The organism is Acidovorax sp. 35-64-16, from assembly GCF_002281195.1.
Lineage (GTDB): Bacteria > Pseudomonadota > Gammaproteobacteria > Burkholderiales > Burkholderiaceae_C > Acidovorax > Acidovorax defluvii.
Genome location: NZ_NCFM01000018.1, coordinates 42,368 through 52,659 on the forward strand (window position 1 = coordinate 42,368; position 10,292 = coordinate 52,659).

Consider the following 10,292-nt stretch of genomic DNA (forward strand, 5'->3'; position numbering starts at 1 on the left):
GCGGGCCCTCAGCAGAAGTCTTGTCCCCCCGCCACGCCCGGTTCTGGTTCAAAACGAAGGCGCCGCAGTTCAGAGCGGGTTACAAGCGCTACCACCGGCGGCCGAAGTCGCTGCAGGGTGCGGAAACAGGACCCCCTCCGTGCCATCCACCCACGCAGGCAGCTTGTGCATCACGCTCTCGAACAAGCGGCTCGCCTGCCACTGCGCCAGCCACGCCTGCAGATGCGGCCAGGGCTGGGCATCCCACCAGGGGGCGTTGATGCCCGCAAACTGCCGCACGAAAGGCGCGATGGCCATGTCGGACAGTGTGGCGTGACGGCCAAACAAAAAGTCATGCTCTCCCAGCCGCTCGTCCAGCCCTTGCAGCCATTGCGCGGCCTGTGTGCTGGCCAGGGCGGTATCGGCTTCGGGATAGCGGCTCGGGTATTTGCAGCGGTCCAGCGCATGTTTGAAAGGGCCGTCGCATTCGGCAATCAGCGCCAGCATGTCGGCCAATGCGCCATGGCTCGGGTGTAGCCAGCGGCCGGGGTCATGCCGCTCCAGCGCCCAACGCATGATGGCAAGGCTTTGGTCCAGCACCTGGCCGCCGGGCAACACCAGCACGGGCACGGTGGCCTTGGGCGATGCCTGCAGCAGACCTTGTGGCTTGTTTCGCAGCACCACCTCGCGTAACTCGCAAACCTGACCGCTTACGGCCAGGGCCAGTCGGGCGCGCATGGCGTACGGGCAGCGGCGAAAGGAATACAGGACGGGCAGGGCGCTCACGCGGACTCGTCCTTGCTTACACCCCCATCTGTGTGGGAGCGGTGCGCCGGGTTGCCCGGTTGCCGTGCGCCCAGGTGCGCCTGTCCCCGTTGGTCTGCCAGATCCATCTGGCGTTGGCGCTCGGCCAGCGCGCGCTCTTGTTCGGGCGTGCGCGTGCCATGGCAATAGGGGCAGCTCACGCCCCGCACATAGTGGGGCGACGCAAGCTCAGCTTCGCCCAGTGGCATGCGGCACGACCGGCACAGCTGGTGGTGGCCTGGTGCCAGGCCGTGGCCCACGGACACCCGCTCGTCAAACACAAAACAGTCGCCTTGCCAGCGGCTGTCTTGCTCCGGCATGGTTTCCAGGTACTTGAGGATGCCGCCTTCGAGGTGAAATACCTCTTCAAAACCCTGCGATTTGAGGAATGCGGTGGACTTCTCGCAGCGGATGCCACCCGTGCAGAACATGGCCACACGGGGCTTGCCAGCGAGTACGCCACCGGGTTGCGATTGCGCCGCCACCCAGGCCGGAAACTCTGCAAAACTCTTGGTATGCGGGTTCACCGCGCGCTCGAACGTGCCAATGCCCACTTCGTAGTCGTTGCGGGTGTCCACCACCACCACATCCGGGTCGTCGATGAGCGCGTTCCAGTCCTCGGGCTTCACATAGGTGCCCGCGTTGCGCGCGGGGTTGAGGCCCGGCACGCCCAGCGTGACGATCTCGCGCTTGAGGCGCACGCGCATGCGGTAGAACGGCTGGCGTTCGGTGGGCGCCTCCTTGTGCTGCAGGGCCGCAAAGCGGGCGTCGCTGCGCAGCCAGGTGAGCACCGCGTGCACGGCGTCCGGTTTGCCTGCGATGGTGCCGTTGATGCCCTCCGGCGCCAGCAGCAGCATGCCGCGCACGCCCTGTTCGTCGCACAGCGCCTGCAGTGGCGCGCGCAAGGTGGCGCAGTCGGGCAGGTCGACAAACTGGTACAGGGCAACGGTGAGATAGCGGGGGGTGACCGGGTCCACGAAAGGCGCGCCATTGAAGAGGAGGAGGGATGATAGCGGTCGCTTTTCGCCTCGGCGAGTCGCGCAGTTGTGTGCATTGCCCGCACTATCCGATCCACCCCCGGTCGCAGCGCCTGCGCTCGTCCTGTCGGGGCTCAAGCACCTTGTCTTTCAGGCTATCTTTCAACTTTTCAACATTTCCTCATGCAAAGACGAACGATTTCTTTGGGCTTGGTGGCTGTTGCTGCGCTGCCCCTCTGGGGTTGTGCCGCTGCAGGCATCGCCAATGGGCCGGGTGGCGCAGCCCATGGCAAGACGGCCCGCCAATGGAGCGACGCGCTGGCCGGGATCGAGCGCGCCGCCCAGGGCCGCCTGGGCGTGGCCATGCTGGACACGGGCTCGGGCCTGGCGCTGGGCTGGCGGCAGGACGAACGTTTTGCCATGGCCAGCACCTTCAAGCTGGTGCTGGCGGGCTGGATGCTGGCCCTGGTGGATCAGGGCAAGGAGCGTCTGGACGCCCGCGTGCACTACCCGGTGGCCGATGTGGTGGCGTATTCGCCCGTCAGCGGCCCGCGTGCGGGCGACGGCGGTGGCCTCACCGTGGGCGAGCTGTGCGCTGCCACCGTGAGTCTGAGCGACAACACCGCCGCCAATTTGCTGCTGGCGCGCCACGGTGGCCCGGCCGGGTTCACGGCCTTCGTGCGCTCGCTGGGCGATGGCGCCACGCGGCTGGACCGCACCGAGCCCACGCTCAATGAGGCCGCCGGGGGCGACCCGCGCGACACCACCACACCACTGGCCATGCTGCAGACGATGCGCAAGCTGGTGTTGGGCGGTGCGCTCACGCCCGCTTCGCGCGCCTGGCTGCAGCGCTGGATGGTGGAAACCACCACGGGCGACAAGCGCTTGCGCGCGGGTGTGCCGGGCTGGAAGGTGGGTGACAAGACGGGTACGGCCAGTGACAGCGGCACGGCCAATGATGTGGCGGTTTTGTGGCCCCCCGCCAGTGGTGCGCCGGTGCTCGTGACCTGCTACCTCACTCGGTCAACCGCCCAGCCAGAGCAGCGCGACGCGGCCATTGCCCAGGTGGCGCGCGCTGTCGTCGCTGCGCGCGAGACGTTCAGAGCTTCTTGACCAGCACCTGGCTGCGCCGGTCCCAGTTGTATTTGCGCTTGCGCGCATCGGGCAGCCAGTCGGGGTCTACCACCACGAAGCCGCGCTTGATGAACCAGTGCATGGTGCGCGTGGTCAGCACAAAGATGCTGTCCAGCCCCATGGCGCGGGCGCGCTGCTCTATGCGTTTGAGCAGCTTTTCGCCATCGCCCGTGCCCTGGCTTTGCGGCGACACGGTGACGGCGGCCATTTCGGCCGTTTTGGCCTCGGGGTAGGGGTAGAGCGCGGCGCAACCAAAGATCACGCCGTCGTGCTCGATGATGGTGTAGCTGGCGATGTCACGTTCGATCTCGGTGCGGTCGCGCTTGACCAGAGTGCCGTCCTTCTCGAACGGCTCGATCAGTTGCAGGATGCCGCCCACGTCGTCCACGGTGGCTTCACGCAGTTCTTCGAGTTTTTCGTCGATCACCATGGTGCCGATGCCATCGTGCACATACACCTCCAGCAGCAGCGAGCCGTCCAGCGCAAACGGAATGATGTGGCTGCGCTCCACGCCGCCCTTGCAGGCCTTCACGCAGTGCTGCAGGTAAAAGCCCACATCGGTGGGCTGCTGCGCGGTGGGCAGCGTGGCCAGCAGGGCCTGCGCGGCGGCCAGGGGCAGCTCGGTGTCGATGGGGTTGTCGTCGCCTGCGGGCTCGCCGGGCTGCATGCGGATGCCGGACACCTCGGTCAGAAAAATCAGCTTGTCGGCGCGCAACTCGATGGCCACGCTGGTGGCCACTTCTTCCATGGCCAGGTTGAAAGCTTCGCCCGTGGGCGAGAAGCCAAACGGCGACAGCAGCACCAGTGCTCCCATGTCCAGCGTGCGCTGGATACCCGCCACGTCCACCTTGCGCACCAGGCCCGAGTGCTGAAAATCCACCCCGTCCACAATGCCCACGGGCCGCGCGGTCAAGAAGTTGCCCGAAATCACGCGCACCGTGGCCCCCGCCATGGGCGTGTTGGGCAGGCCCTGGCTGAAGGCAGCCTCGATTTCATAGCGCAGCTGGCCCGCAGCCTCTTGCGCGCAATCGAGCGCCACCGAATCGGTGATGCGGATGCCGTGCGAATACTTGGCAGCGTGCCCCTTGGCTGCCAGCTGCTCATTCACCTGCGGGCGAAAGCCGTGCACCAGCACAATGCGCACGCCCATCGCCTGGATCAGCGCCAGGTCTTGCGCAATGTTGTGCAGCTTGCCCGCTGCAATGCCCTCGCCGGGCAGGCCGATCACAAACGTCTGGTTGCGAAATTTGTGGATATACGGCGCCACCGAGCGGAACCAGGGGACGAAGGTGAAGTTGAAAACGGCAGACATGTGCGGGCGGGGCGGTCGGGAAGGGTGGAAAACAGCAAGGGCTGGGATAATTCGCGATTCTCTACGAAGTTTCTGCCTTGACCGCGTCCACCGCTTCCTCTCCCCTGCACATCGAGTTTCCGGAATCCCTGCCCGTCTCTGCCCGGCGCGACGAGATCATGGAGGCCATGCGCCAGCACCAGGTCATCATCGTGTGCGGCGAAACCGGCTCGGGCAAGACCACGCAGTTGCCCAAGATTGCGCTGGCGCTGGGCCGGGGCAAGTGCAACGCGCCTGCAGGGCAAAAGGGCCAGCTCATCGGCCACACCCAGCCGCGCCGCATTGCGGCCAGCAGCGTGGCCAAGCGCATTGCCGAAGAACTGAAAACCACACTGGGCGACGTGGTGGGCTTCAAGGTGCGGTTTCAGGACCGCCTCTCGCGCGATGCTTCGGTCAAGCTCATGACCGACGGCATCTTGCTGGCCGAGACGCAGACCGACCCGCTGCTCAAGGCCTACGACACCATCATCATCGACGAGGCGCACGAGCGCAGCCTCAACATCGATTTTTTGCTGGGCTACATCCGCCAGATATTGCCGCGCCGGCCAGATTTGAAGGTGGTGGTGACCTCGGCCACCATCGATGCAGACCGGTTTGCCAAGCACTTTGCAAGCGCCCGCCCGGCGCCGGGCCGCCCCAAGGCGGGCGGGGCCCCCTCAGGGGGCAGCGTCCCACATGCAGTGGGTGAGCGTGGGGGCGAATTGGTGCCCGCGCCCATCATCATGGTGTCGGGCCGCACCTTCCCGGTCGAGCAACGCTACCGCCCATTTGAAGAAAGCCGCGACTATGGCCTGAACGAAGCCATTGCCGATGGTGTGGACGAACTGTGGCAAGGCAATGCGGCCGGCGACATATTGGTCTTTCTGCCCGGCGAGCGCGAGATTCGCGAGGCGGCCGACCACCTGCGCAAGCACCTGTCGCACCAGCCCGTGATGCGCAATGCCGAGGTGCTGCCGCTGTTTGCGCGTTTGTCGCAGGCCGAGCAGGACCGCATTTTTGACGGCCACACGGGCCGCCGCATCGTGCTGGCCACCAACGTGGCCGAAACCTCGCTCACGGTGCCAGGCGTTCGATACGTGCTTGACGCAGGCACCGCGCGCGTCAAGCGCTACAGTTTTAGAAGCAAGGTAGAGCAGCTGATGGTCGAGCCCATCAGCCAGGCCGCCGCCAACCAGCGCGCCGGGCGCTGCGGGCGCGTGGCCAACGGCATCTGCATTCGCCTGTACGACGAGGCCAGCTTCAACAGCCGCCCGCGCTTTACCGACCCCGAAATTTTGCGCAGCTCGCTGGCGGGCGTCATCCTGCGCATGAAGTCGCTGCACCTGGGCGATGTGACGCAGTTCCCGTTCATCGAGGCGCCCTCGGGCCGAGCGATTGCCGACGGCTATCAGCTGCTGTCCGAGCTGGGCGCGGTGGACGACGCCAACGAGCTCACGCCCATGGGCACAGAGCTGTCACGCCTGCCGCTGGACCCGCGCGTGGGCCGCATGATCATCGAGGCGCGCGACCGCAAGGCGCTCGACGAGGTGCTGGTCATCGCCAGTGCACTCAGCGTGCAAGACGTGCGCGACCGCCCCATGGAGGCGCAGCAGCAGGCCGACCAGGCGCACGCCAAGTTCGACGACGACAAGAGCGAGTTCAGCGGGTATCTGAAGCTGTGGAAGTGGATCAACGAGGCCCGGGGCGGGGCGCCTAGCCTGCCATCGGCCCGCGCGCAGAAGGCCATGGCGAATCAGCGTGCGCCATCGCAGGCCTTTTTGCCCGTGGCCCAGCGCACGGTGGCTGCCGTGCACGCCGCGCAAGCCGTTCCTGCGCCCGCCGTGGCCGCGCCCACCCACAAGCTCAGCAACCGCCAATACGAGCAGTTGCTGCGCCAGAACTTCATCAGCATCCGCCGCCTGCGCGAGTGGCGTGACATCCACACGCAACTGCTCACGGTGGTGACCGAGCACAAGTGGCAGATCAACACCCAGCCCGCCAGCTACGAGCAATTGCACCTGTCCATGCTGGCGGGCCTGCTGGGCAACGTGGGTGCCAAGGGTGACGAGGAAGACTGGTACCTGGGCGCGCGGGGCATCAAGTTCTACAAACACCCCGGCGCACACCTTTCCAAAAAACCAGGCCGCTGGATCATTGCGTCGGAACTGGTGGAAACCACGCGCCTGTTTGGCCGGGGCATAGCCGCCATTGAGCCGCAGTGGCTGGAGCAGATGGGCGGGCACTTGCTGAAGAAGCAACTGCTCGACCCGCACTGGGAGAAAAAGTCTGCCGAGGTGGTGGCGCTGGAGCGCGCCACGCTGTATGGCATCGTGGTCTACAACAACCGCCGCGTGAACTTCGGCAAAGTAGACCCGTATGCCGCGCGCGAGATCTTCATCCGCGAGGCGCTGGTGGGCGGCAACTGGGAGACCAAGCTGCCGTTTCTGGCCGCCAACCAGAAGCTCATCGCCAAGGTCGAAGAGCTGGAACACAAGTCGCGCCGCCAGGACGTGCTGGTAGACGACGAACTCATCTACGCCTTTTATGACCAGCAACTGCCGCCCGAGGTGTGCAGCGGCCACAGCTTTGAGGCGTGGTACCGCGAGGAGAGCCGCAAGCGCCAGCTTGCCTCCCCATCCGGGCAGCCCGATCTGCTCAAGCTCACCCGCGAAGAGCTGATGCGCCACGAGGCCGCAGGCATCACCACCAACGCCTTCCCCAAGACGGTGCGGCTGGGTGGCGTGGACTGCGCCGCGAGCTACCTCCACGAGCCAGGCGATGCGCGCGACGGCATCACCGTGACCGTTCCGCTCTTCGTGCTCAACCAGGTGAGTGACGAGCGCTGCGAGTGGCTGGTGCCCGGCATGCTCAAGGACAAGATCCAGGCCCTGCTCAAAAGCCTGCCCCAGCGCCCGCGCAGCCGCTTTGTACCGCTGCCCGACAGCGCCACGCGCCTGGCCGAACTGCTGGGCGCGCCCGAGCGCTTTGGCACCGGCAGCCTGACCGATGTGCTGCTCAAGCAGGTGCGCGACGAGACGTCGCTCGACGTGAAGCGCGCCGACTTCAAGCTCGACATGCTCAGCCCCCACCTGTTCATGAACTTCCGCGTGGTCGATGAACACGGCCGCCAGCTGGGCCACGGCCGCAACCTGGGTGCGCTCAAGGCCGAGTGGGGCGCCAAGGCGCGCGGGGCGTTCCAGGCGCTGGCGGGGCTCAAGCTCGGAGGTGCAGCAGCAGAGGGCGCAAAATCTGAGTCAAATATGCCTCCAGCGCTTGATGGTAAAGCGCAAGCAGCTATTAAATCAGGAGTGAAAGGTGGCACTCAGCCTGCCCAGCACGCCAAACCAGCCAGCACCACGCCATCGGCCCCCTCAACCCCGGCTGGCCAGCGCTACACCACCTGGACGTTCGGCGAGCTGCCTGAGCTCATGGAAATCAAAAAGGCCGGCCAGACGCTGATTGGCTTTCCGGCGCTCATCGACGGCGGCGACGCCGTCACCATTGAGGTTTTCGACGAGCCCGAGGTGGCCGCCGCCAAACACCGCGCGGGCCTGCGCCGCCTGTTTGCGCTGCAGATCAAGGACGCGCTCAAATACCTCGAAAAGAACATCCCCGACCTGCAGAAAATGGCCGTGGCCTATATGCCGCTGGGTACGCAAGAAGAACTGCGCACCCAGATCATCGACGTGGCGCTTGACCGCGCCTTCTTGCTCGACCCGCTGCCCACCGACGAGTTCGCCTTCAAGCGCCGCGTCGAAGAAGGTCGGGGCCGCCTCACGCTGATCGCCAACGAAGTGGCGCGCCTGGCCGCCACCATCCTCACCGAATACGCCGCCGCCGCCCGCAAGATCAAGGACACCAAAAACGCCCCCGAGGCCACGGCGGACGCGCAGCAGCAACTGCAACGCCTGGTGCCCAAGAACTTCATCGCGGCCGCCCCCTGGGCGCAGCTGGCGCACTACGCGCGCTACCTCAAGGCCATCACCCTGCGGCTGGAAAAATACCGCGCCGACCCCGCCCGCGACGCCGCCAAACTGGCCGAGCTGCGCCCACAAGAGCAGCGCTACTGGCGCCTGGTGGCTGAGCGCAAGGGTGCGGTGGACGCCCGCATGCAAGAGCTGCGCTGGCTGCTGGAAGAGCTGCGCGTGAGCTTCTTCGCGCAAGAGCTGCGCACGCCCCAGCCGGTGAGTGTGAAACGGCTGGACAAGCTGTGGGCGCAGGTCAATAGCTGACGGGGGAGGGGGCCGCGCTGGCGTCACCTGCGCGACGCGGCATCAGTGGCATCCCCAATGCCACCGCGCCGCAGGCGCCCTAGGCTCCGGGGCAAAGGAACATTTCATGCGCCCCCACTTCAAGTTCTGGCCCCGCCGGCTGCCCCATTCCATCACCTTGCCCGCCACCTCGCTGTGGGACAACCTGGCCATCAACGCCCGCCGCTACCCCGACAAGGCGGCGGTGGTGTTCTTTGGCCGTGCGCTGAGCTACCGTGCGCTGGCCGAGGGCGCCGAGCGCCTGGCCGCCCGGCTGGCGCAGCTGGGCGTGCAGCGCGGCGACCGCGTGGTGCTGTGCATGCAGAACTGCCCGCAACTGGTGATGGCGCACTTTGCCATCTTGCGCGCCAACGCGGTGGTGGTGCCGGTCAACCCGATGAACCGGGCCGAAGAGCTCAAGCACTACATCACCGACCCCGACACCAAGGTGGCCATCACCACCGGCGACCTGGCCCCCGAGCTGGCCAAGGCCAGCAACGCGCTGGCACCCGGCGAGCGGCTGGCGCACCTGGTGGTGACGCAGTTCACCGATGCCTTTGATGCCGACATTGCGGGCCCCGACGCACCGCCCGACACCTGGCGTGAGTGGCTTTGCACCCCCCACGCCTTGCCTGCCCTTGAAGGTGGTCAGGCGCATGCCTGGGCCGATGCGCTGGCCTGCACCGCCGCACCGCCCGCATTGCTGGTGGGCCTGAACGATCTGGCGGTGTTGCCCTACACCAGCGGCACCACAGGCCTGCCCAAGGGCTGCATGCACCTGCACAAAAGCATCATGCACAACGCGGTGGCCAGCAGCCTGTGGGGCAACGGAGCGGCCGACAACGTGACGCTGGCCGTGGTGCCCATGTTCCACATCACGGGCATGGTGAGCGTGATGCACGCGGCCATCTATATGGGCGCCACGCTGCTGGTGATGCCCCGGTGGGACCGCGACTTGGCCGGGCGACTGATCTCACGCTACAAGGTCACGACGTGGACCAACATTCCCACCATGGTCATCGACCTGCTGGCCAGCCCCAATTTTGCGCAGTACGACCTCTCCAGCCTGGCCTACATTGGCGGCGGCGGCGCCGCCATGCCCCAGGCCGTGGCCCAGCGCCTGCTGGAGCACTATGGCCTGCGCTATGCCGAGGGCTATGGCCTTACCGAGACAGCGGCGCCATCGCACACCAACCCGCCCGACAACCCCAAGCAGCAATGCCTGGGCATCCCTTTCATTGGCACCGATGCGCGCGTGATCGACCCCGACACCCTGCAGGAAATGCCGGTGGGCGAGCAGGGCGAGATCATCATCCACGGCCCCGAGGTGTTCGAGGGCTACTGGAAACGGCCCGAGGCCACCGAAGCGGCGTTCATCGAGTTCGAGGGCAAGCGCTTTTTCCGCTCGGGCGACCTGGGGCGCATGGACGAAGACGGCTATTTTTTCCTGACCGACCGCCTCAAACGCATGATCAACGCCAGCGGCTTCAAGGTGTGGCCTGCCGAGGTCGAGGCGCTGATGTTTCGCCACCCCGCTGTACAAGAGGCCTGCATCATCGCCGCCAAAGACAGCTACCGCGGCGAAACCGTGAAGGCCGTGGTGGTGCTGCGCCCCACGCACCAGCACACGACCGAGCAGGAAATCATCGACTGGTGCCGCGAGAACATGGCGGTGTACAAGGTGCCACGCATCGTGCAGTTCGTATCGGCGCTTCCCAAAAGCGGCAGCGGCAAGGTGATGTGGCGCTTGTTGCAGGAAAAGGAAGCGCCAGACGTCGCAGCTTCCGGGGGCTGATTGCCTGGCGCCAGCCCGGCGGG

Annotated in this window: 6 protein-coding genes; 3 read left to right on the forward strand and 3 right to left on the reverse strand. The window is 66.2% G+C overall.

Annotated features, from left to right (window positions below):
* Positions 1-69: 69 nt before the first annotated feature.
* Together B7Y64_RS12650 and B7Y64_RS12655 are read right to left on the reverse strand one after the other, a co-directional pair.
* On the reverse strand, positions 70-765 hold the full coding sequence (locus B7Y64_RS12650) for a glutathione S-transferase (RefSeq protein WP_024814927.1): 696 nt from the start codon (positions 763-765) through the stop codon (positions 70-72).
* A complete protein-coding gene (locus tag B7Y64_RS12655) occupies positions 762-1,760 on the reverse strand; it encodes a rhodanese-related sulfurtransferase (protein ID WP_024814928.1) in 999 nt (332 codons plus the stop codon). Before B7Y64_RS12655 ends, B7Y64_RS12650 begins: the two co-directional genes overlap by 4 nt.
* Positions 1,761-1,943: 183 nt before the next feature.
* On the opposite strand from B7Y64_RS12655, the gene bla reads away from it, so the two are divergent.
* Positions 1,944-2,873 (forward strand): class A beta-lactamase, encoded by a 930-nt coding sequence (gene bla / locus B7Y64_RS12660; protein ID WP_291326793.1) that lies wholly within the window; start codon positions 1,944-1,946, stop codon positions 2,871-2,873.
* Here bla and argA read toward each other — a convergent pair.
* A complete protein-coding gene (gene argA, locus B7Y64_RS12665; RefSeq protein ID WP_114654861.1) occupies positions 2,860-4,206 on the reverse strand; it encodes an amino-acid N-acetyltransferase in 1,347 nt (448 codons plus the stop codon). The genes bla and argA overlap by 14 nt on opposite strands.
* Before the next feature lie 77 nt (positions 4,207-4,283).
* Between argA and hrpA the strand changes: the two genes are divergently transcribed.
* Positions 4,284-8,456, forward strand: coding sequence for an ATP-dependent RNA helicase HrpA (gene hrpA / locus B7Y64_RS12670; protein ID WP_291329059.1), 4,173 nt, complete (start codon positions 4,284-4,286; stop codon positions 8,454-8,456).
* Positions 8,457-8,562: 106 nt separating this feature from the next.
* A complete protein-coding gene (locus B7Y64_RS12675) occupies positions 8,563-10,269 on the forward strand; it encodes a long-chain fatty acid--CoA ligase (protein WP_291326791.1) in 1,707 nt (568 codons plus the stop codon).
* The last annotated feature ends 23 nt before the right edge of the window (positions 10,270-10,292 follow it).

Excerpts from the sequence above, each read along its gene's own strand:
- bla (WP_291326793.1), top strand. The coding sequence starts at position 1,944 with ATGCAAAGACGAACGATTTCTTTGGGCTTGGTGGCTGTTGCTGCGCTG.
- argA (WP_114654861.1), bottom strand. The coding sequence starts at position 4,206 with ATGTCTGCCGTTTTCAACTTCACCTTCGTCCCCTGGTTCCGCTCGGTG.
- B7Y64_RS12675 (WP_291326791.1), top strand. The coding sequence starts at position 8,563 with ATGCGCCCCCACTTCAAGTTCTGGCCCCGCCGGCTGCCCCATTCCATC.